Here is a 20,272-nt window from a genome sequence, read left to right as displayed (position 1 = left end):
TTATATCCTTAGTTGTTTTTGAAAAAGTAGTGAGGAAAAAACTAAATATCCCGAAACAAACAGACTGGAATAGTAAATATGTAAACAACTTTCATAAATGGGGCACTAGGGCTCTTATTATTTCTTATATAATTTTTACGATGATATGTGCTACTTTAAATCCCGTTTATATTAGTAATTTACCCATTTTATTTTTAATAACTTTATACTGCTTTCAATCATTTATGGAGTGGAAATTTGATAAAGAATCGAGGGAATATGTCATTTCTTTAGGAACGGTTCCGCTATTAGTAATAACAGGAATTATTCTTAATTTTTTCTTTTATACCTATTGGATTTAATCATATGTGGAATGAATGGGGAGACAAAATGAAAAATCCTAAATTACGTGCTGAAGCAATGATTTTAAATGAAGATCATTCTAAAGTACTTGTACAATGCGATGAAAATGGATCATTTTATCGTTTTCCAGGTGGCTCTATTGAATTTGGTGAAACGTCAAAAGAAGCAATAATTCGAGAGTTAATAGAAGAATACGATTTGAAAGTTGATGTTCAAGAGTTAGCAATTGTAAATGAACACATTTTTGAGTGGGACAACGAAAAAGGTCATCATTGTACATTGATACATTGGGGGACTGTTGAAAAAATCATTACAAATGAAATAAGGCATAAAGAGCATGAGGATATTATATTAATTTGGAAAAGTCTAGAGGAATTACAGGAGAAGCCGACATATCCTGAAGGCATCATAAGTTATTTAGAAGGGGATAACCGTAATATAGTCCAATTTATTTCAAGTAATTAAATGAAATAACTAATAAACAAGAAACCATTTACTACTAAATGGTTTCTTGTTTATTTAAGCATTTATTTTAGTTAATATAGATGTAATGAAATTAGTTTTATCCTCTGCATACTTATGTTTATCAGTAGGATTAGCTTGTGAAAGTTGAATCTTTAACTGTTCATACTGCATGCGTGCAGTTTTATTGTCTATTAAGTAATCACGAAATTGTAATTGTTCTATTAAATATGTATTCCCTTGTTCATACATATGAATTTGATGAGTTCTTGGTTCACCTTTATTAAAATAGTATCTTTCGGGTAATACTTCTTTTCTATATTTATAGTTTAGTAGTTTTAACTTTTTAATACAATGTATACCGTCCGTATAATTTTCTAATTCAATTGCTATATCAATAATTGGCTTTGCACTTAAATATGGAATAGAAGTACTACCAATATGGTGTATCGCTAAAATATGTTCGCCAATTTGTTCCTCAATGAGTTGTTTCTCTTTCATAAACTCAATTTCCCATTCTTCAGTCCACGGCACTAAAAACACTTTCCCATACGGTAAACCTAACATTTAATTAGCATCCCTTTCAAAATAGTTTTCAAAAAGTTTATTACATTTTCTTAAAGCTTCTCAAAACAAGGTGTTCCCACAATCTCCAAGGAAGAATCTTCTTCGCAAAGATCATAAATTTCACACCTTTACCGATTGGATATCGTAAATTTGTACGCTTAGATTCAGCAATTTCTACAATTTTATTAGCAACATCTATCGGATTACCAAATGTATCACTACCGCTATTAATATGTTTTTGTATTTTATCCATATACTCTTTGTAAGGAGATGTTGTATCAGATTGGTTTTCAGCTAGTTGTTTCCCAACCTCCCATATGTTTGTGTTATAAGAACCTGGTTCAATTAAAGCAACATCTATTCCGAAAGGTTTTACTTCTAAGCGAAGCGATTCACTCCAGCCTTCTAATGCATATTTTGAAGATACATAAGGAGATAAACCAGGGAATCCAACTTGGCCGCTAATGCTGCTTATATTAATGATTTTTCCACTTCTTTGTTTTCTCATATACGGTAAGACAAGCTGGGTAATTGATATAGCTCCAAATAGGTTCGTTTCAAATTGTTTACGGTATTCCTCTACTGGAATTTCTTCTACAAAGCCGCCATTTGCATATCCTGCATTATTAACAAGTAGGTCTACTTTTTGTATTTCTTTTAAAAATAATTGGAAGTTATGTATAGAGTTTTGATCGGTTACATCTAATTGTTGAATTTTTATGTTTTGTTGTAAGTTGAGTTGAGCGGCTTGAGATAGTAAGTTCACTTGTTTTTCAAGGTTCCGCATTGTAGCAATAACTAAATAATCTTTTTTTGCGAGTTCGAGTGTAGTTAATAGTCCAAATCCACTTGAGGCTCCTGTAATTATTGCGATTTTTTTATTCATTTTCCGCCAGCTTTCTTTTTCTTTTATCATAACGAGTTATGATAAGAAAATCTATTATTCTTACATTCAGTATGAAATCAATTTGTATGTAAAAAAGGGGATTATAGGGAATGAGCGTATATAGAGTAGTGTATATTAATATGATAATGAAATGAGGGAAGAAAAATGGTCCATGTGAAGGATGTATTAGCAGATCAATTGTTGGCGAATGCAAACGATCCCAGTTGGTATATTCCATTTTCAGATGCAGTGAAAGATCTATCTGAGAGAGAAGCTTTCTGGAAACCGAATGAAGAGAGTAATAGTATAGCTGAAATTGTACAACATTTACTGTATTGGAACTCAACGTGGCAAACTAGGTATAAAGAATCAAATGTGAATGCAGTACCCGCTATTGGAGATAATAACAAAAGTTTTATGCTTTCAGATAATCAAACTTTCGATGAATTACGGGAAAAACTATTAGAAAAACTGTTACAATGGCAAAATCTTCTAAATGAAGAAAAGGTTGAAAGTGATGTAGTAGGATTTCCTGTTTCTGTAAAGTGGTGGGAAGTGTTAGCGAATGTAACAACTCATAATGCATATCATATTGGCCAAATTATTTACATCCGAAAATTACAGCAGAGCTTTGATAATGAATAAAATAATAGTTCTCAAATTAGGTGAACAAAAGTGGACAAAACGAGACAGATGTCTCATTTTGTCCACTTTTTTATTATGAAAGAAAAGAGAAAACCTATTAAATCAAGGATTAGAATTTGGCACGGTACTTGCAATATAAAAGATGATCAAGAAAATAGGAGGGCTGGATATGTTAAAAACAACTGAAAGTAAAGAGAATGAAATTACGAAAGAACAAGCTTGTTGGATGTACGAAAAAATGTTAGAGATTCGTAAGTTTGAAGATAAGGTGCATGAATTGTTCGCGCAAGGCGTTTTGCCAGGTTTCGTTCATTTATACGCAGGTGAAGAAGCGGTAGCAGTTGGTGTATGTGCCCACTTAACGGATAGTGACAGTATTACAAGTACACATAGAGGTCATGGACATTGTATCGCAAAAGGTTGTGATTTAAATGGTATGATGGCTGAACTTTTCGGGAAAGCGACAGGATTATGTAAAGGTAAAGGCGGTTCCATGCATATTGCGGATTTAGATAAAGGAATGCTTGGTGCTAATGGCATTGTAGGCGGGGGGTTCCCACTTGCTTGCGGTTCAGCATTGACAGCTAAATATAAAGGAACAAAAGATGTAAGTGTTTGTTTCTTCGGTGACGGAGCAAATAATGAAGGAACATTCCATGAAGGGGTTAATTTAGCGGCGATTTGGAAGTTACCAGTTATTTTTATTGCAGAAAATAACGGTTACGGTGAAGCAACTACATTTGAATATGCTTCAAGTTGTGATTCTATTGCGGATCGTGCAAAAGCTTATAATATTCCAGGTGTTCAAGTAGATGGAAAAGATCTTCTAGCTGTATATAAAGCTGCTGCAGAAGCAGTGGAACGTGCGCGTAATGGTGATGGTCCAACAATTATTGAATGTATGACATATCGTAATTACGGTCATTTTGAAGGTGAAGCGCAAACATATAAAACATCAGAAGAAAAAGAAGAACATTTAAATGAAAAAGATGCGATTGTGAATTTCCGTAAGCATTTAATTCATGAAGGTTTATTAACGGAATCTGAACTTGTTGATATGGAAAAAGCAGTAGATGATGCAGTACAAAGATCCATTGAATTTAGTGAAAATAGTCCATACCCAGACGATGAAGAATTATTAAAAGATGTATACGTTTCTTACAAATAAGAGGAGGGTGAAAAAATATGACTAGAACAGTAAGTATGTCAACTGCAATTAATGAAGCAATGAAAATCTCAATGCGTCGTGATGAAAATGTAATTTTAATAGGTGAAGACGTTGCAGGCGGTGCACAAGTTGATCATCTGCAAGATGATGAAGCTTGGGGTGGTGTTCTTGGTGTTACGAAAGGACTTGTACAAGAGTTTGGCCGAAATCGTATATTGGATACACCAATTTCTGAAGCGGGTTATATGGGAGCTGCGATGGCAGCTGCTGCAACTGGGTTACGTCCGATAGCTGAATTAATGTTTAATGATTTTATCGGTAGTTGTCTTGATCAAGTATTAAACCAAGGTGCAAAATTCCGCTATATGTTTGGTGGTAAAGCGAAAGTGCCAGTTACGGTACGTACGATGCACGGTGCAGGTTTTAGCGCAGCTGCACAACATTCACAAAGTTTGTATGCCTTATTTACGAGCATTCCAGGTATAAAAGTTGTCGTTCCTTCTACTCTATATGACGCAAAAGGCTTATTATTAGCGGCAATTGAAGATGACGACCCGGTAATCTTCTTTGAAGATAAAACACTTTACAATATGAAAGGTGAAGTGCCGGAAGGGTATTATACAATTTCTTTAGGAAAAGCAGATATTAAACGAGAAGGTTCTGATGTAACAATTGTCGCAATCGGAAAACAAGTTCATACAGCACTTGCAGCTGCAAAGCAATTATCGAAAAAGGGGCTTGAAGTAGAAGTAATTGATCCACGATCTTTATCACCGCTTGATGAAGATACTATTTTATCATCTGTTGAAAAAACAAATCGTCTTATCGTTATTGACGAAGCGAATCCAAGATGTAGTATCGCAACAGATATTGCGGCAATTGTAGCGGATAAAGGTTTTGATTTGTTAGATGCACCTATTAAACGAATTACAGCACCACATACACCTGTTCCGTTCTCACCACCACTTGAAAAGTTGTATTTGCCAACGCCAGAAAAAGTAATTGAAACTGTATCAGAAATGATTGGAGACCAATCTTTATTACATGTGTAATAAAACGATGAGAAGGGAGAGAGACACATGGCTGTAGAAGTTGTAATGCCGAAGTTAGGTATGGCGATGAAAGAAGGTATTATTACGAGCTGGAATATTAAAGCAGGCGATAATGTAGCAAAAGGAGAACTAATTGCTAGTATTAATTCAGAAAAAATTGAAACGGAAATTGAAGCGCCAGCTGATGGTACGGTACTTGATATAGCTGTAAGTGAAGATGAAGGAGTGCCGCCTGGTACTGTAATTTGCTACATCGGTAAACCAAATGAAAAAGTAGAAATGCAGGAAAGCACACATGTGGTAGAAGAAAAAACATCTAATATAGAAGTACAAAATCAAGAACCAAATGGGAAAGAAGTAGCGAAGCAAAGAATTAAAATTTCACCTGTAGCGAAGAAAATTGCAAAGTCTGAAAATCTGGATATCAAGGCATTAGTTGGTACAGGTCCTGGCGGAAGGATTACAAAGGCAGATGTATTAAAGGCGCTAGAAGAAAGAGTAGCAAATCCAGAAGTACCTGAACAAGAAGAAAGTACAGTCGTTCCTGTTACTGGTATGAGAAAAGCAATTGCGAGTCGTATGCATGCAAGCTTACAAAATAGTGCGCAATTAACGTTAACGATGAAAGTAGATGTTACAGATTTAGTTGCATTACATAAAGACATAGCGGAAGTTGTGCAAAAACGATACGAAAACAAACTAACCATTACGGATTTCGTTTCTCGTGCTGTTGTATTAGCACTTAGAGAGCATAAAGAAATGAACAGTGCTTATATAGATGATGCCATTCATCAATTTGAACCTGTGCATTTAGGCATGGCAGTCGCATTAGAAAAAGGATTAGTCGTTCCAGCTATTCGCTTTGCAAATAATTTATCTTTAGTAGAGTTGTCTAAAGAGATTAAGGATATGGCACAAAAGGCACGAGCAGGTAGCTTAAGTAGTGATGATATGCATGGAACGACATTTACAATTAGTAATTTAGGTAGCTTTGGTATTGAATATTTCACACCTGTATTAAATACACCTGAGACTGGTATTTTAGGTATTGGCGCAATTGAACATGTTCCTGTATATAAAGGGAAAAAAATTAAAAAAGGTAGTATGTTACCTTTAAGTTTAACATTCGATCATCGTGTACTAGACGGTGCACCAGCAGCAGCATTTTTACGCACAATTAAACATTATTTAGAAGAACCTATAACAATTCTTTTATAAAGAGGAGGTGAGAGAATGAGTAAACTAGTTGTAATTGGAGGCGGACCAGCTGGATATGTAGCGGCAATTACCGCGGCTCAAAATGGAAAAGAGGTCACTCTTATTGATGAAGCTGACCTTGGCGGAACGTGTTTAAATGTTGGGTGTATGCCGACGAAATCACTGTTAGAAAGTGCTGAAGTACATGACATTGTGAGAAAAGCGAATGATTATGGGGTTACGCTTAATACAGGAAGTATATCAATTGATTGGGATCAAATACAGGCGAGGAAATCACAAATCGTAATGCAACTCGTCCAAGGAATACAATATTTAATGAAGAAAAATAAAATTAAAGTTGTAAAAGGAAAAGCGAAATTCGAAACGGATCATCGTGTGCGAGTTGTACAAGGAAATAAAGAAGAAGTAGTTGATGGAGAGAGCTTTATTATCGCAGCTGGTTCCGAACCTACAGAATTACCATTCGCTCCGTTTGATGGACAATGGATTTTAAATAGTAGCCATGCGATGTCTCTTAAGGGTGTACCATCTTCATTGTTAATCGTTGGCGGTGGTGTAATAGGATGTGAGTTTGCAAGTATTTATAGTCGCCTTGGGACAAAAGTTACGATTGTTGAAATGGCACCGCAATTATTACCAGGTGAAGATGAAGATATCGCACATATTTTAAGAGAGAAATTAGAAAGTGATGGCGTAGAAATATTTACAGGAGCTGCTTTAAAAGGATTAAATAATTATAAGAAGCAAGCTTCATTTGAATATGAAGGTAGTATCCAAGAAGCTAACCCGGAATATGTTCTCATTTCTGTCGGCCGAAAACCACGTGTACAACAATTAGATTTAGAAAAAGCAGGGGTTCAGTTTTCAAATAAAGGGATTGCTGTGAACGAACATATGCAAACGAACGTATCACATATTTACGCAGCTGGTGATGTGATCGGTGGAATTCAGCTTGCTCACGTTGCCTTCCATGAAGGAACGAAAGCAGCATTACACGCAAGTGGAGAAGACGTGAAAGTAAATTATCACGCTGTGCCTCGATGTATATACACAGCTCCAGAAATAGCTAGTGTCGGGTTAAGTGAAAAAGGTGCAAGAGAACAATATGGTGATATTCTCATCGGAGAATTTCCTTTTACAGCGAACGGAAAAGCTCTTATTTTAGGAGAACAAGTAGGGAAAGTAAAAGTCATTGTGGAACCTAAATACCAAGAAATTGTAGGGATTTCTATTATCGGTCCTTATGCAACTGAACTTATTGGTCAAGGAACCGCAATGATTCATACAGAAGTTACCGCTGATATAATGAGAGATTATATTGCAGCACATCCAACTTTATCTGAGGCGATTCATGAAGCGTTAATGCAAGCGGTAGGACATGCTGTACATGCTTAGAGGGAAATATAATAAACCACTATTCTCTAAATAAATAAGAGAATAGTGGTTTGACTTTTAATAATACCTTATTACTATTTAATTTCAATCGCTGAAGTAATATCGTTCCAATCAGCAGCTAAATTAGCAGTTTTACCGTACCAATCAGCATGTTTAAATAAAACGCCTTTTCCATATCCTTGTGTTGAAGTGTGCTCCCAAAGTGTCGTTGAATAACTTGCAGAAGGTGACGCTGTACTTACAGAAGAAATTCTGTCATTCCAGCTAGATGGTAAGTTTTTAAAGCCGCTACTCCAGTAAATATATTGGCCACCTTTATCTTTATGTTCATAAAAATCAGTACTACCAGCACCGCTACCTAAAGGATTAATTTTATTTTTAATTGCTTTTTTATCCTTTTCAATATACGCATCTAATGTTTCACGGCTAGTAAAACCATAAGCTAGCCAATCTCCATTTTCATTTTGCTCTGGTAATACCATAGTAATTTGGATATCTTTCTTATCCTGATCACTTAATTTTGCAAATGAATTAACATTTTGTTCATCCACTTTTAAATAATCAAATGACTTAATTGTGTTACTTTTTTCTTCAGCACTTACCGCACCTAGTCCTCCAGTTAGTGCAAAACCCGCTACTAATGTCCCTGCTACTAATTTCTTCAACATATAACCATCCCTTTTTGTTTGAATTTTTGTACAGGTGAATCTTGTACAGCTAAAATGTATTCTAATTTTATACTTTTGTAAATATTCTGAAGTTTTAGAAATAATAGGCGGAATATTTATAGTTTTACATTTTTTCTTTAGAAAGAATGGTTATTGGAATGATACAATAAGTGGATATATTGTTTTTACTGGATGTAAAGATGTTTTAGGAGAGGTGTCATTGAAATATTTTACAAGAGATTGGTATAAAGAAATGCAAGTTTTAGAATTTGTAAGTTTTATAGATTCTATAAAAGAATGGTCGGAAATGGATATAGAAAGTTTAAAGGAGGAAATGGAGAAAAGGAAAATAGATTTATTAAAATTCCTTCCTGAATCGATATACTCAATTATACAAAACATCACAACTAATTCAAAATACCCATCAGGTGAACTGAAAAAACGTATGCAAAAGTGGACAGCAGATTATGAGAAAAGAGTGGCACAATTAGATCAATTATACGTAGAATATTTTAATTCCATTGAGAAAAAACTTCCGTCAAATGTCGCTCAGTTACACAAGACATCACTACACGATAGTGTAATTAAAGTAGTAAAGAGAAAGTCAGAAGATACTTTGTCTATCATATTAGATTGCAGTGGTACTTTTAGTGAATTTGATAAACTTGAAGTAACCTTTATCCCGCATTAACGGGCAGTAAGACACCCACCTCAAAATGCAGCGAAAACAAAGAAGTTAGGTGGGGATCAACTGCCCGTAAAGCCCGATTGGTTAGAGCTAATAATCAGTGGGGGATGAACAAAACCCCCGCTGATTAAAGTTTCACTTTATAGGAGTAACAAAGTGTTCTATGCCGGAAAACTTTGAAGATGCTTGGTGGTTATATCATGAAATAGCTCTTACTGAAGATGGTTTTGAACTAGGTGTTTTATTTGACTGTCCATTTAGAGAAGTGACGATTTGCGCGGCAGATGCATTACTTGTGAAGAAATAACTTTTTATGGAGCATTACAAACGTTTGACATAATAAAAAAATAAAGTTATTGTAGAGACATGAAGTCTACAATAGGGGCTGTACTATGAAATATTCTAAAGCTACAAATTATGCTCTTCATACAATACTTTTTCTGGCAAAGGCTACACCAAATAAGTTAGTTAGTGTTCACCAATTAGCAGAAATGCAAAATGTTTCACCAACGTACTTGTCTAAAATACTAACTAAGTTGACGAAGGAAGGGATGATACATTCATCATCTGGTCCAAAGGGCGGTTACTCGCTTAGTAAGAATTGGGAAGATATTTCATTTTTAGATATTATACATGCAATTGAAGGTAAAACATCATTGTTTGAATGTTGTTTACATGACAAACCTGGATGTTTAATTAATGAAGTAATGCTTGCAGCAGAAGAGAAAATGGAAGAAGAGTTACGAAATCAAAAAATCGTAGATCTTGCGAAAAAAATAAAAGTGGATTTTTAATCTGCTTTTATTTTTAAATTAATTAAGGATAAAAAGACTCTTTGATATCTTTAATTGTAGTTAGAAAATGATATGAAGAAGGAGAGAAGATGATGACTAAATTTTGGAATGATCGATATAAATCAGATGAATATTTTTACGGGGAAGAACCTAATACATTTATTAAAGAACAAGCATTTCGTTTAGCAAATCACAATAAAGTAATAGCTTTCGCGGAGGGAGAAGGTAGAAATGCTGTATTTCTAGCAAGACAAGGGAACGAAGTAACAGCTATTGATTATTCGGAAGATGGATTAGAGAAGACAAAAAAATTGGCAGAGAAGCATAATGTAAACGTGCATACAAAAAAAGTAGATTTATTAGCTGATAGTTTGCCAGAAAATGAATATGATGCAGCAATTATGGTATTTGGACATTTTCATGATGATTATAAAAAAATGATATTAGGTAAAATGATACAAACGATAAAGCCTGGTGGTTTAATTATGTTTGAGGTTTACTCAAAAAAACAAATAAACTATAGTACTGGTGGACCAAAAGATGTTGATATGCTGTATGATCCAATTGATATTCTTACTTGGTGTGAAGAACATAAGGTAATTCATTTCTTTAATGGAGAACAAGAGCGAGTTGAAGGGAAAGGGCACACTGGTTTAGCTGATGTTATTCAAGTTGTTATTAGAAAATGAATATAAGTGTTAATGAAAGGTAAATGTATGAATGTAAAAAGACCAGTCATGTAAGACTGGTCTTTCTATTTAGATACTAAATTATCAAGCTTCCAATATGTATCTGTTAACGGCGCAGCTTTGCTATCTATGTATAAATACATATTATTTAAATCTTTTGGTGAAGTTTTCAGTTCAAACACAACGTCAGTAGTTAAAGAGAATTCGTGTGGAACATTTTTATAGTGCTCGTCATCTATCGGATGAGCTTCACCTTCATATTTCTGACCAGTTTTTTCATCTTGTATGAAATATTTTATTTCCGAAAGATCAATAGTTTGTCCATCGTCCCGAACATTATTAATCATAACACGAGTAGTAAGGCGCCGCTCTTTGTCTATTTTTTCAAACTTTGCATTTTCAACTGTCGCTCTATAGTATTCGTTTTTAACTATTTCTCCATAGTGCATTGCATTCTTTTCGAGAGCGCTCTTTTCTTGTTTTGATGTAGTATTGCTATTACATCCTGTCAATATTCCAGTAAATAATAATGCTGTACATGTCGTTTTGATTAATGATTTCATAGTAATCCCTTTCTGTGTTAAAAAGTAAAATATAGGAATAATTTTACATCAATAGGAAGGTGAATGGAAGTATTTTTGCGTAATATACAGATATACATTTATTTGGTTGTCAAGTTAACAGGATAGAAAGAGGGAGAAGACTGTATAAAACGGAATAAATAAGAATTGAAAATATTGTAAAACAGAAGAGGCATGCATATAATTAAAATAAAGTTTAAGTTTCTGAATCTTCAATAACGGTGGTGATAACATGTTTACTGAAGAGCGTCGAGAGAAAATTTTAGAACTACTTAATACAGATGGAAGAGTAATCGCAAAGGATCTTGCGGAAAGATTTGATATGTCTATTGATTCTATAAGAAGAGATTTGTCTATTATGGAAAAGGATGGTTTATTAAAAAGAACGCACGGAGGTGCAATTGAACTTACGCGAGTGAGAAATTTAGCCGCGGAACCAGCTAAACGTTATAGTGATAGCTCAATATATGAGGACACAATTGCAAGAGTTGCGGTATCTTATATACAAGAAGGTGATTCAATTTTTATTGGCGGGGCTTCCACTCATAATGCGATGCTGAAATATTTACCGGAAGTATCATTTACGGTTATTACGAATTCTATAGAAATAGCTGGTTATCTACGAGAATATAAGAATATTGATACGTATTTAATTGGCGGAAAAGTAAAACCTTCAGGGAATATTACTGATACACTTGCCTCTGAATTGATAAGTAGATTTTCTATTGATCTTTATTTCTCTACAGGTGGAGGCATTTCATTACAAGGTATTAGTACTGCAACACCTGAAGTTGCTTATTTTAGTAAAAGAGTAAGTGAAATTGCTAGAAGAAATATTTGTTTAGCTCCGCATAATAAACTTGGAATAGATTGTTTTATAAGAGGAGAGTCTTTAAAAGAAATTGACATTATTATAACTGACGAACAGGCGAGTAAAGAAACTGTTCAGGACTTTGAGAAACAAGGTAAACAAGTTGTAATAGCGCCATTATATTGATTTGAAAGGAGTTTGACATGATTGTAAAAGAGCAAGAGTTTCATATAAATGGATTAACTTATACAATTCGTTCTGCAGCTGAGAAAGATGCTGAGCAGTTATCAAAAATTAGAGTTCAGATTGATGGAGAAACTGAAAATATGGATAGAGATGCTGGAGAGGGATTTATAGATGACCTAGGGTTTCAAAAAATAATAAAAACAGATAGTGAAGAAACGAAGAATCTCTTTTTAGTTGCAGAAGTGCACAATCGAATCGTTGGATTTTCAAGGTGTGAAGGATCAAATTTTAAGAGATTATCTCATAAAGTGGAGTTTGGTGTTTGCATTTTAAAAGAGTTTTGGGGATATAGAATGGGGAAGAGCCTATTACAACAATCTATTAAATGGGCTGACGAAAATGCAGTAAATAAAATATCTTTACAAGTATTAGAGACAAACGAGAAAGCTATTCATCTTTATAAAAAATTAGGTTTTGAAGTAGAAGGCATTTTGAAAAATGACAAAAGACTATCGGATGGAAAGTATTATAATACGGTAGTGATGGGAAGATTTACTAATACTTTTCATGAAAGAGGTGAAGAAGTATGTTTTACAGAAGGAAGTACTATGTAGTGAAAAATGAATTCATAGAAGTATTTAATGATCATTTCAATCACACAAACTTACCTAATCAGTTAAAGCATGGTTCTAGGCTAATAGGACGCTGGATGAAAGATAATAAGAATGGTACGTATGAAGTATTTGCCATATGGGAATATGATAGTTATGAACAGTATAAAGAAATAGAATCGAAAATTAGAAGTGACGAGAGGCATATTAAAAGAATACATGAATGGTATGAAAACCATGGCGGGAAAGAATATGTTTTACAGGAGTACATAGTAGAGATGAAAAATGAAGAGTTAGTATGTACTGTAAAGTAACAGAGGGGTGAGGGATAATAGAAATTAGAACAAAATTATATTTTAGTTTAGCATCCACTATTTTATTTGCGATAGCCGTGATTGTTTTCTTTATAAATGGTAATCCACAAAAGTGGTTTTGGTTATGTATTTTCTTTGCGTCCATTATACAAAATATAGTGCTACTAAAAAAGAATAAAGAAATGCATTAGGATATTCAAATTATTAACATATTTGTGTCGTCTTGCTAGTTTTATTGAAAACGCTTTTATTCAGTTTTATAATAAAAGTATGTTTTATAAATCTCCAAAACAATTAAAAGGGAGATGATACAATGTTAGCTTCACCGTTTTACTTACATACATGGAAAAAGTTTATTGATGAAGGAGTCCTTGATTCGAACCGTATAAACGAAAGAATTTCAGAATCATGGTACCGATGTAAACAAGCAAATGTGAATCCTCATATGAGTAAAGGTCAGAAAATTTTGTCTTCTGTTTTTTTTCAAGAACAAAAGAAAAAGAGTGAAATTTTCCTTGATATAGCATTACCTCAAATACAAAATATGAGAAAAACCATTGATGAACTACAAATGATGGCATTATTAATCGATCCAGATGGTTATGTTCTATCGTTAAGTGGAAATAAACAAACGTTAAAGCGAGCGAAACATATTAATTTTATTGAAGGTGTAAAATGGACGGAAGCAGCTGTTGGCACAAATGCAATTGGAACAGCGCTAGAAATTGAAGAAGCTATTATGATAAGTGGTACTGAACATTACTCCGTGGTATCTCATAGCTGGAGTTGTGCGGCCGCTCCCATTCATAACGATGACGGGAAATTAATTGGTGTTCTAAATTTCTCATGTCCAATTGAATTTTCGCATCCATATATGCTCGGTATGGTAACTTCAATGGCACATGCAATAGAACGTGAATGTAGCATAAGAGTTCATCAAAATGAATTACACTTAATCCATCGTTTTTTAGATGTCATTGATAGTGATGAACAAGTAGTTATTTGTAATCATCGTGATGTTATCGTTTCTGCGAGTAAGAGCGTTCGTGAACGAATAAATAATTGGTCAAGAATGAAACTTGAAGAGTTAATGCACCATGGATTGGAAACTAAATTAGAGATACCAGTATATAGTAATGAAAGAATGATTGGGAAATGTATGTATTTAAAGGAAAATAAACAAATGAATACATATTCTGCTCTCACATTTATAAAAGGGATTACTTTTTCAGGAGTTACCGGGACAAGCAGAGCATTTCAACACACACTAGAAGAAATTAAGCTTGTTTCACCGACTGATGCTAGTGTGTATGTATGTGGTGAGACAGGAGTAGGAAAGGAATATGTTGCGAGAGCGATTCATGAAAATAGTCCAAGAAAAGACGGGCCCTTTATAGCTGTTAACTGCGGTTCTTTGCCTAAAGAATTAATGGAAAGTGAATTGTTCGGTTATGCTGAAGGTGCATTTACAGGTGCGCGACGTCAAGGATATAAAGGGAAATTTGAACAAGCAAACGGAGGAACATTATTTTTAGATGAAATTGGTGAAGTACCACCAGAGATGCAAGTAGCATTATTGCGTGTTTTACAAGAACGCACAATAACTCCAATTGGGAGTTCAAAATCGGTACCAGTAAATATTCGTATTATTACTGCCACACATAAAGATTTACTACGGTTAGTAGAAGAAGGGAAATTCCGTCAAGATTTATATTATCGTTTGCACGTTTATCCGTTATATGTTCCATCGTTAATAGAAAGAAAAGAGGATATCCCATATTTTATACAACACTTTTGCGAACGGAAGAATTGGAATGTTGTATTTCCAAAGAGTATATACAATCAATTTTTACAACATACATGGCCCGGAAATATTCGGGAACTAGTAAATGTATTAGAACGCATTTACATTTTGTCGCAAGGACGGGAAATATGCGAAAAACAAGTAGTTTTTTTGTTACAAACAATGAGGGGAAATCAACAACAACTTGAGTTACAAGTTGAAAATAAAACAGAACATACATTACATTTTCGTGAAAAAATACAGCGTGATAGCATGATTGAAGCATTACAAAAGACAAATGGAAATGTTTCGTTAGCTGCAAAACTATTAAATGTACCCCGTAGTACATTTTATAAGCGAATGCAAAAATATAAGTTATAAAGTAGATTTTTGTAATCTACTTTTTCTTTGTGGGCTCATGTTCTGTCGGAATGTGCGCTTACCGGGGAAATAATAGAATTGTTAGAAGGGAAATTTCCTAATGGAGGTTAGTGTGTGAAGTACATTGAAATTGGAATCGGGAATAGGTGGTTTGTTCGAACGGAAACTGAAAATAAAGATGGGACTGAATTTGAAGAACGAGGTATTATAAAACCTATTTATTTTGAGTCATTATACGTACGTATTTGGTTTCGGAAAACTTGTTTTATTTTTGATACGAAAGAGGGTTTTAAGAAAGATAAGAAGAGAAGGGTTGAATATAAATTTATTGTTGGAATTGTAAGTAGACTGAATAAAGAAAAAGTGGGCTAACATGCGTAGTTATATTGGACAGGAAATTCTTTTGACTTATATCAAATTCATGAAAAGCACATTTACTAAATATAAATTGTTAATAAAATCGCTAAGAAAACTTAGCGGTTTCTTTTTAAAAAGGGAGGGTTTGCGTATGAATAGGATCGTAACTGTTTTACTTGCAATTATTATAATGGGGTATTCCATTTATAGTTGGAATGATACTTCGGAACTGAGTATGCTAATTTTACAAACGCTTTTAGGGTTTATGTTAGTTAGCTTAGGTGTGCAAAATTTAAAAAATAACCGAAAAGAAAATAGAAGTATAGGAATTGCTTTACTACTCGTGGCTTTGTTTTTAATTGTTGTATCTTTAATAAAATATTTTATATGAATAAGTTTTTAAATTAATAAAAAATGATTATTTATTGAATCCCCCTCACAATAAAAAGTTGAAATTCTACTTGTATTTCACTATATAAAATATGGCATAATGATTTAGTTAAAATAGAAATGGATAGGGTATTTGAGAGGGGCAGTATAATGAGTTTTGCAATTGAAATAGTAATAAAAGCACCATTGGATGTTGTATGTGACTACATAATAGAAGATGAAAAAATAAAAGAATGGAATACGTTTATAATAGAAAATCGCTATCCTTCAAATATGGATAAAGAGAATCCACGTGTAGGAGATAAATATATTACTGTTCAAAAAGTCGGTAAGAAAATATTCGAGGCTGAAGTAGAAATCCTTGAATACGATGCACCGCATATTATTTCACTTGGTAGTGAAATGAAGCAAGGATATTCAGCAATGACTTATATGTTAGAAGAAGATGAGGAAGGTACAGCACTAACAGTAATTTCAGAATATGAACCTAGTAATTTTTATTATAAAATTATGTATAAGTTAACAGGCTGGATATCACGAGGTATAACTATGGAACAAATGGAGCGTCTAGCAGAATGTGTAGAAACTGCTTATAATAAAGAAAATTAATATTAAAGAAATATTAAGAGGAAAACGTTACTCAAAGGATTGAGTAACGTTTTTATTATTTTAAGATTTTTCATTGGAAATCTTAAAAGCTCTTTTTTATATTTCTTTATCAATACAAAATCTCTTTGTTATCCAATAAGTAAGTTCAGAAGAGGTAAGGTTATGTTCTCTTTTCTTACCTTGGAAAATACGGTATATGTATGTCTCAATGGAAGGAAAAAAATGACCTGTTTTATTACCTTTTTCCAGTCAATTATTTTAGTAAGAGTTTCCCACTTTACTTTTTCTTGATGAGCTTTAATAAGTTCATTTAAAAACTTTAAGCTAGTATGCTGTTTTGTAGCACCTAAAAATGATAGAAAACTATTTACTAGTTGTTCTTGAGACATTTTCTTGTCCTTTCTATATAGGAATTGTTATTGGTATTATTATACAATAGATGTCAGGAAATAAAGGTATTTACTAATGAAGTGGGGGAGAATTTTATGTCTATGTCGCTATATTATAAAAAAATCCGTGAGCAATTAGGACATGAACTAATATTCATGCCAAGTGTAGCTGCTGTTATAAAAAATGGGCAGGGAGATATTTTGTTTCAATATCCTGGCGGGGAATACTGGAGTTTGCCAGCTGGAGCAATTGAACTTGGGGAAACTCCAGAAGAAGCAGTAATTCGGGAAGTTTGGGAAGAAACAGGATTGGAAGTACAAGTAAAAAAACAAAAAGGAGTATTTGGAGGAGAAAAGTACCGCCATATATATCCGAATGGTGATGAAGTAGAATATATTGTTGTTGTGTTTGAGTGTGAAGTTACTAGTGGCGAGTTAAGATCGATAGATGACGAATCGTTAAAACTAAAATATTTCCCTTTATCTGAAAAGCCCCTTTTAGCATTGCCATACCCAGATAAAATATTTTTATAAATGTAAAATAGCACACCGTATTTATTACAGGTGTGCTATTTATATAACCCCGTCGTATACATTTCCGTCAATGTATGTATTATCTCTTCTAACTCTAATTTTTTATCATTTTTCACAATCGTCCAAAGAAACATCTCATTCATTGCGAACCAAGCACGTGCTACAATTTCTTTATTTAATTCAGGCTGTGCTAATCCACTTTCTTGAGAGTATGTAATATCCTGCGTAATATTGTTTATGAAGCGTTCCCGTATCTCGTCCCAGTTTTGACGTATCTCTTTTGATAATCCGATTGCTTCTTCTACAACTTGTAAAATAGCTCGTTCTTTCTTTGCTAGTTGTAGAAATGCTCTAACTTGATTTTGAATCATTTTATGTGCTTCTTCCTTCGTTTGAGGCAAAAAGGAGCGCTTGGTAATATCATAAAATTGATTCATAACATCTTCCATTAAAACGATAAGGAGATTATCTTTGTTTTTAAAGTATACATATGCTGTACCATATCCGGTTTCTGCATGTTTAATAATTTGTGTAATTGTCGTTTTTTGAAATCCGTTACGTATAAAAATAGTGTAACCAGAGTGTAATAGTTTCTTCTTGGTTTCTAAGGAGCGGTGTTTTCTTGATGAAAGGGTACTGTTTTTCAAAGAATCACCTCTTTACACTGAAATATCTGAAAATATAACTGTATTGTAAAAGAAATTCATATATAAAGTCAACTGACATAATATCATTGACGTCGTATCAATTGAGGTGATATATTTCAATTAGTTAGAATAAAAAGAAAATTAAGAGAAGGTGACACCATGTATAAAGAACCATTTCAACCGAATTATGAATATGCGCTTGAATGTGATAAACATGATGAACTGAAAGATTTTCAAACTGAATTCTATAAAAAAGAAGGAACGATATATTTAGATGGAAACTCATTAGGACTACTTTCAAAAAGAGCAGAGAAATCGTTACTTACTTTGCTAGATTCATGGAAAGAGTATGGCATTGACGGCTGGACAGAGGGTGAGCATCCGTGGTTTTTCCTCTCGGAGAAATTAGGTGAGTTGACTGCACCTCTTATTGGAGCTTTACCAGAAGAAACTATTGTAACCGGTTCCACGACGACAAATATACACCAAGTGATTGCCACATTTTATGAGCCGAAAGGAATACGTACAAAAATTCTTGCGGATGAATTAACATTCCCGTCAGATATATATGCACTTCAAAGTCAAATTCGTTTAAAAGGATTAGATCCAGATGAACATTTAGTAAGAGTGAAAAGCAGAGATGGTAGAACACTTTCTGAAGAAGATATTATCCATGCGATGGAAGATGATATCGCTTTAATTTTATTACCTTCTGTTTTATATAGAAGTGGTCAAATTCTTGATATGAAACGTTTAACAACGGAAGCTCATAAACGCGGTATTCATATTGGATTTGATTTATGCCATTCAATAGGATCTATTCCGCATCATTTCAAAGATTGGGATGTCGATTTTGCTGTTTGGTGCAATTATAAATATTTAAATGCAGGACCGGGTGGCGTTGCAGGAATTTATGTAAATAGTAAACATTTTAATAGACTGCCAGGGTTGTCTGGATGGTTTAGTTCTAGAAAAGATAAGCAGTTTGATATGGAGCATACATTAACAGCTGCCGATCATGCAGGTGCTTATCAAATTGGTACACCGCACGTATTAAGTACAGCACCTTTAATTGGTTCTCTTGAAATGTTTAAAGATGCTGGTATTGAACGTTTACGCGAAAAATCTTTACATATTACAAGATATATGCTGAATTTAATTGATCACGAATTAAAAGATTTCGGATTTACAATTGGAAATCCATTAGAGGATGAAAAACGTGGCGGGCACATATATTTAGAACATGCAGAAGCAGCACGTATTTGTAAAGCGCTAAAAGCAAATGGAGTTATCCCTGATTTCCGAGCACCTAATGGAGTAAGACTGGCGCCGGTCGCTTTATATAACACATATGAAGAAGTGTGGAAATCTGTACAAATATTAAAGAAAATTATGAAAGAAGAAGAGTATAAACAGTTTGAAAATAAGCGAGAGGTTGTGGCATAAGCATGAAAACATCAGAGTGGATTGATATTTCACAACCGCTAAATAATGATATTGCAACGTGGCCAGGAGACACACCGTTCTCATATGAAGTTTCATGGTCAAAAGAAGAAAGTGGCTCGGTAAATGTTGGAAAGTTAACGATGAGTATTCATACAGGCACTCATATTGATGCACCATTTCATTTTGATAATGATGGAAAGAAAGTATTGGATTTAGATGTTCAAGTTTATGTTGGCCCAGCACGGATTATTGACGTTTCTAATCTTGAAAGCATCGGGGAAAAGGAATTAGAAAGCTTTCATTTAGAAGGTGTAGAACGATTATTATTACGTACATCTTCACATGGAAAAGCTGAAGAATTTCCAGATGTGATCCCTCATTTACGTGCAGACATAGCACCTTTTCTTTCGGAGAAAGGTATTCGTTTAATCGGAGTAGATGTACCATCAGTTGATCCGCTAGATGATAAAGAATTAGCAGCGCATCATCAATTATTTAAACATGGAATTCATATTTTAGAAAATGTCGTACTAGATCATGTAGCAGACGGTGATTATGAATTGATTGCATTACCACTTGCATTAACTGATGCAGATGGAAGTCCAGTTCGAGCCGTTATTAGACCAATATAAGTAGAATCATATAAAAGGGGCGTTTGG

The 20,272-nt window shown here is 33.8% G+C and carries 24 protein-coding genes and 3 pseudogenes; 21 read left to right on the top strand and 6 right to left on the bottom strand.

What is annotated here, in order from left to right; genetic code table 11:
* The first annotated feature begins 2 nt into the window (after positions 1-2).
* Together MKY21_RS13900 and MKY21_RS13895 are read left to right on the top strand one after the other, a co-directional pair.
* Positions 3-341, top strand: a complete 339-nt coding sequence (locus MKY21_RS13900) for a DUF4181 domain-containing protein (protein WP_074628857.1) — start codon at positions 3-5, stop codon at positions 339-341.
* Positions 342-369: 28 nt separating this feature from the next.
* The gene (locus MKY21_RS13895) at positions 370-807 is read left to right on the top strand and encodes an NUDIX domain-containing protein (protein WP_000795352.1); all 438 of its coding nucleotides are present in this window, start codon (positions 370-372) and stop codon (positions 805-807) included.
* A gap of 54 nt (positions 808-861) precedes the next feature.
* Here the strand turns inward: MKY21_RS13895 and MKY21_RS13890 are convergent, their stop codons facing one another.
* Together MKY21_RS13890 and MKY21_RS13885 are read right to left on the bottom strand one after the other, a co-directional pair.
* Positions 862-1,371, bottom strand: a complete 510-nt coding sequence (locus MKY21_RS13890) for a GrpB family protein (RefSeq protein WP_000901215.1) — start codon at positions 1,369-1,371, stop codon at positions 862-864.
* Positions 1,372-1,411: 40 nt separating this feature from the next.
* Positions 1,412-2,257 (bottom strand): oxidoreductase, encoded by an 846-nt coding sequence (locus MKY21_RS13885; protein ID WP_001034801.1) that lies wholly within the window; start codon positions 2,255-2,257, stop codon positions 1,412-1,414.
* 165 nt (positions 2,258-2,422) lie between these two features.
* Here MKY21_RS13885 and MKY21_RS13880 point away from each other — a divergent pair, with 165 nt between their 5' ends.
* The 5 genes from MKY21_RS13880 to lpdA all read left to right on the top strand — a co-directional run bounded on the left by MKY21_RS13880 (position 2,423) and on the right by lpdA (position 7,735).
* Positions 2,423-2,902: a DinB family protein gene (locus MKY21_RS13880; protein ID WP_341076559.1), complete on the top strand. Its 480-nt coding sequence runs from the start codon at positions 2,423-2,425 to the stop codon at positions 2,900-2,902.
* Between the two features lie 169 nt (positions 2,903-3,071).
* Positions 3,072-4,070 (top strand): acetoin:2,6-dichlorophenolindophenol oxidoreductase subunit alpha, encoded by a 999-nt coding sequence (gene acoA, locus MKY21_RS13875; RefSeq protein ID WP_000921259.1) that lies wholly within the window; start codon positions 3,072-3,074, stop codon positions 4,068-4,070.
* 17 nt (positions 4,071-4,087) lie between these two features.
* Positions 4,088-5,122 carry an acetoin:2,6-dichlorophenolindophenol oxidoreductase subunit beta gene (gene acoB, locus MKY21_RS13870; protein ID WP_341076557.1) on the top strand — a complete coding sequence of 345 codons (1,035 nt, stop codon included), beginning with the start codon at positions 4,088-4,090 and terminating at the stop codon, positions 5,120-5,122.
* Positions 5,123-5,149: 27 nt separating this feature from the next.
* Positions 5,150-6,340: a dihydrolipoamide acetyltransferase family protein gene (locus MKY21_RS13865; RefSeq protein WP_000257769.1), complete on the top strand. Its 1,191-nt coding sequence runs from the start codon at positions 5,150-5,152 to the stop codon at positions 6,338-6,340.
* A 15-nt stretch (positions 6,341-6,355) separates the two neighbouring features.
* Positions 6,356-7,735: a dihydrolipoyl dehydrogenase gene (lpdA, locus tag MKY21_RS13860; protein WP_341076555.1), complete on the top strand. Its 1,380-nt coding sequence runs from the start codon at positions 6,356-6,358 to the stop codon at positions 7,733-7,735.
* Positions 7,736-7,809: 74 nt separating this feature from the next.
* Here lpdA and MKY21_RS13855 read toward each other — a convergent pair whose 3' ends face one another.
* The gene (locus MKY21_RS13855; protein WP_000914434.1) at positions 7,810-8,403 is read right to left on the bottom strand and encodes a hypothetical protein; all 594 of its coding nucleotides are present in this window, start codon (positions 8,401-8,403) and stop codon (positions 7,810-7,812) included.
* Positions 8,404-8,623: 220 nt separating this feature from the next.
* Between MKY21_RS13855 and MKY21_RS13850 the strand changes: the two are divergent.
* From MKY21_RS13850 to MKY21_RS13835, 4 genes and pseudogenes are all read left to right on the top strand, one after another.
* Positions 8,624-9,079, top strand: a pseudogene (locus MKY21_RS13850) (DUF4085 family protein); the annotation flags it as partial.
* A gap of 151 nt (positions 9,080-9,230) precedes the next feature.
* Positions 9,231-9,398, top strand: a pseudogene (locus MKY21_RS13845) (DUF4085 family protein); the annotation flags it as partial.
* An 85-nt stretch (positions 9,399-9,483) separates the two neighbouring features.
* The gene (locus tag MKY21_RS13840; protein ID WP_000877642.1) at positions 9,484-9,885 is read left to right on the top strand and encodes an Rrf2 family transcriptional regulator; all 402 of its coding nucleotides are present in this window, start codon (positions 9,484-9,486) and stop codon (positions 9,883-9,885) included.
* Positions 9,886-9,974: 89 nt separating this feature from the next.
* On the top strand, positions 9,975-10,574 hold the full coding sequence (locus tag MKY21_RS13835; protein ID WP_001999933.1) for a class I SAM-dependent methyltransferase: 600 nt from the start codon (positions 9,975-9,977) through the stop codon (positions 10,572-10,574).
* 65 nt (positions 10,575-10,639) lie between these two features.
* Here the strand turns inward: MKY21_RS13835 and MKY21_RS13830 are convergent, their stop codons facing one another.
* The gene (locus MKY21_RS13830; RefSeq protein ID WP_000838469.1) at positions 10,640-11,137 is read right to left on the bottom strand and encodes a hypothetical protein; all 498 of its coding nucleotides are present in this window, start codon (positions 11,135-11,137) and stop codon (positions 10,640-10,642) included.
* 250 nt (positions 11,138-11,387) lie between these two features.
* Between MKY21_RS13830 and MKY21_RS13825 the strand changes: the two genes are divergently transcribed.
* From MKY21_RS13825 to MKY21_RS13795, 7 genes are all read left to right on the top strand, one after another.
* Positions 11,388-12,152, top strand: a complete 765-nt coding sequence (locus tag MKY21_RS13825; RefSeq protein ID WP_000493640.1) for a DeoR/GlpR family DNA-binding transcription regulator — start codon at positions 11,388-11,390, stop codon at positions 12,150-12,152.
* A 17-nt stretch (positions 12,153-12,169) separates the two neighbouring features.
* On the top strand, positions 12,170-12,766 hold the full coding sequence (locus MKY21_RS13820; protein ID WP_000635675.1) for a GNAT family N-acetyltransferase: 597 nt from the start codon (positions 12,170-12,172) through the stop codon (positions 12,764-12,766).
* The gene (locus MKY21_RS13815) at positions 12,739-13,077 is read left to right on the top strand and encodes an NIPSNAP family protein (RefSeq protein ID WP_000499985.1); all 339 of its coding nucleotides are present in this window, start codon (positions 12,739-12,741) and stop codon (positions 13,075-13,077) included. Before MKY21_RS13820 ends, MKY21_RS13815 begins: the two co-directional genes overlap by 28 nt.
* 313 nt (positions 13,078-13,390) lie before the next feature.
* Complete coding sequence (locus tag MKY21_RS13810; protein WP_000881383.1) at positions 13,391-15,241, top strand: sigma-54-dependent Fis family transcriptional regulator; 1,851 nt, start codon at positions 13,391-13,393, stop codon at positions 15,239-15,241.
* Positions 15,242-15,355: 114 nt separating this feature from the next.
* Positions 15,356-15,613, top strand: coding sequence for a DUF3977 family protein (locus MKY21_RS13805; RefSeq protein WP_000873842.1), 258 nt, complete (start codon positions 15,356-15,358; stop codon positions 15,611-15,613).
* A gap of 136 nt (positions 15,614-15,749) precedes the next feature.
* Positions 15,750-15,989 (top strand): DUF3953 domain-containing protein, encoded by a 240-nt coding sequence (locus tag MKY21_RS13800; protein ID WP_001080076.1) that lies wholly within the window; start codon positions 15,750-15,752, stop codon positions 15,987-15,989.
* A gap of 149 nt (positions 15,990-16,138) precedes the next feature.
* The gene (locus MKY21_RS13795; protein ID WP_000006409.1) at positions 16,139-16,597 is read left to right on the top strand and encodes an SRPBCC family protein; all 459 of its coding nucleotides are present in this window, start codon (positions 16,139-16,141) and stop codon (positions 16,595-16,597) included.
* A 186-nt stretch (positions 16,598-16,783) separates the two neighbouring features.
* On the opposite strand, the pseudogene MKY21_RS31190 reads toward MKY21_RS13795, so the two are convergent.
* Positions 16,784-16,986 (bottom strand): annotated as a pseudogene (locus tag MKY21_RS31190) (hypothetical protein); the annotation flags it as partial.
* Between the two features lie 96 nt (positions 16,987-17,082).
* On the opposite strand from MKY21_RS31190, the gene MKY21_RS13785 reads away from it, so the two are divergent.
* Positions 17,083-17,520 (top strand): NUDIX domain-containing protein, encoded by a 438-nt coding sequence (locus MKY21_RS13785; RefSeq protein WP_000062930.1) that lies wholly within the window; start codon positions 17,083-17,085, stop codon positions 17,518-17,520.
* Positions 17,521-17,555: 35 nt separating this feature from the next.
* Here the strand turns inward: MKY21_RS13785 and MKY21_RS13780 are convergent, their stop codons facing one another.
* Positions 17,556-18,167 (bottom strand): TetR/AcrR family transcriptional regulator, encoded by a 612-nt coding sequence (locus MKY21_RS13780; RefSeq protein WP_000798556.1) that lies wholly within the window; start codon positions 18,165-18,167, stop codon positions 17,556-17,558.
* Positions 18,168-18,326: 159 nt separating this feature from the next.
* Between MKY21_RS13780 and kynU the strand changes: the two genes are divergently transcribed.
* Positions 18,327-19,613, top strand: coding sequence for a kynureninase (kynU, locus tag MKY21_RS13775; RefSeq protein WP_000276259.1), 1,287 nt, complete (start codon positions 18,327-18,329; stop codon positions 19,611-19,613).
* 2 nt (positions 19,614-19,615) lie between these two features.
* The gene (kynB, locus tag MKY21_RS13770; RefSeq protein ID WP_000858060.1) at positions 19,616-20,245 is read left to right on the top strand and encodes an arylformamidase; all 630 of its coding nucleotides are present in this window, start codon (positions 19,616-19,618) and stop codon (positions 20,243-20,245) included.
* Positions 20,246-20,272 lie beyond the last annotated feature (27 nt).

The sequence above is a fragment of the Bacillus sp. FSL R9-9497 genome (genome assembly GCF_038005805.1).
GTDB lineage: Bacteria > Bacillota > Bacilli > Bacillales > Bacillaceae_G > Bacillus_A > Bacillus_A cereus.
The sequence above is the reverse complement of the archived record's forward strand: the minus strand, read 5'-3'. Positions and strand labels throughout refer to the sequence as shown.

Excerpts from the sequence above, each read along its gene's own strand:
- MKY21_RS13895 (WP_000795352.1), top strand. The coding sequence starts at position 370 with ATGAAAAATCCTAAATTACGTGCTGAAGCAATGATTTTAAATGAAGAT.
- MKY21_RS13890 (WP_000901215.1), bottom strand. The coding sequence starts at position 1,371 with ATGTTAGGTTTACCGTATGGGAAAGTGTTTTTAGTGCCGTGGACTGAA.
- MKY21_RS13885 (WP_001034801.1), bottom strand. The coding sequence starts at position 2,257 with ATGAATAAAAAAATCGCAATAATTACAGGAGCCTCAAGTGGATTTGGA.
- MKY21_RS13880 (WP_341076559.1), top strand. The coding sequence starts at position 2,423 with ATGGTCCATGTGAAGGATGTATTAGCAGATCAATTGTTGGCGAATGCA.
- acoA (WP_000921259.1), top strand. The coding sequence starts at position 3,072 with ATGTTAAAAACAACTGAAAGTAAAGAGAATGAAATTACGAAAGAACAA.
- acoB (WP_341076557.1), top strand. The coding sequence starts at position 4,088 with ATGACTAGAACAGTAAGTATGTCAACTGCAATTAATGAAGCAATGAAA.
- MKY21_RS13865 (WP_000257769.1), top strand. The coding sequence starts at position 5,150 with ATGGCTGTAGAAGTTGTAATGCCGAAGTTAGGTATGGCGATGAAAGAA.
- lpdA (WP_341076555.1), top strand. The coding sequence starts at position 6,356 with ATGAGTAAACTAGTTGTAATTGGAGGCGGACCAGCTGGATATGTAGCG.
- MKY21_RS13855 (WP_000914434.1), bottom strand. The coding sequence starts at position 8,403 with ATGTTGAAGAAATTAGTAGCAGGGACATTAGTAGCGGGTTTTGCACTA.
- MKY21_RS13840 (WP_000877642.1), top strand. The coding sequence starts at position 9,484 with ATGAAATATTCTAAAGCTACAAATTATGCTCTTCATACAATACTTTTT.
- MKY21_RS13835 (WP_001999933.1), top strand. The coding sequence starts at position 9,975 with ATGATGACTAAATTTTGGAATGATCGATATAAATCAGATGAATATTTT.
- MKY21_RS13830 (WP_000838469.1), bottom strand. The coding sequence starts at position 11,137 with ATGAAATCATTAATCAAAACGACATGTACAGCATTATTATTTACTGGA.
- MKY21_RS13825 (WP_000493640.1), top strand. The coding sequence starts at position 11,388 with ATGTTTACTGAAGAGCGTCGAGAGAAAATTTTAGAACTACTTAATACA.
- MKY21_RS13820 (WP_000635675.1), top strand. The coding sequence starts at position 12,170 with ATGATTGTAAAAGAGCAAGAGTTTCATATAAATGGATTAACTTATACA.
- MKY21_RS13815 (WP_000499985.1), top strand. The coding sequence starts at position 12,739 with ATGTTTTACAGAAGGAAGTACTATGTAGTGAAAAATGAATTCATAGAA.
- MKY21_RS13810 (WP_000881383.1), top strand. The coding sequence starts at position 13,391 with ATGTTAGCTTCACCGTTTTACTTACATACATGGAAAAAGTTTATTGAT.
- MKY21_RS13800 (WP_001080076.1), top strand. The coding sequence starts at position 15,750 with ATGAATAGGATCGTAACTGTTTTACTTGCAATTATTATAATGGGGTAT.
- MKY21_RS13795 (WP_000006409.1), top strand. The coding sequence starts at position 16,139 with ATGAGTTTTGCAATTGAAATAGTAATAAAAGCACCATTGGATGTTGTA.
- MKY21_RS13785 (WP_000062930.1), top strand. The coding sequence starts at position 17,083 with ATGTCTATGTCGCTATATTATAAAAAAATCCGTGAGCAATTAGGACAT.
- kynU (WP_000276259.1), top strand. The coding sequence starts at position 18,327 with ATGTATAAAGAACCATTTCAACCGAATTATGAATATGCGCTTGAATGT.
- kynB (WP_000858060.1), top strand. The coding sequence starts at position 19,616 with ATGAAAACATCAGAGTGGATTGATATTTCACAACCGCTAAATAATGAT.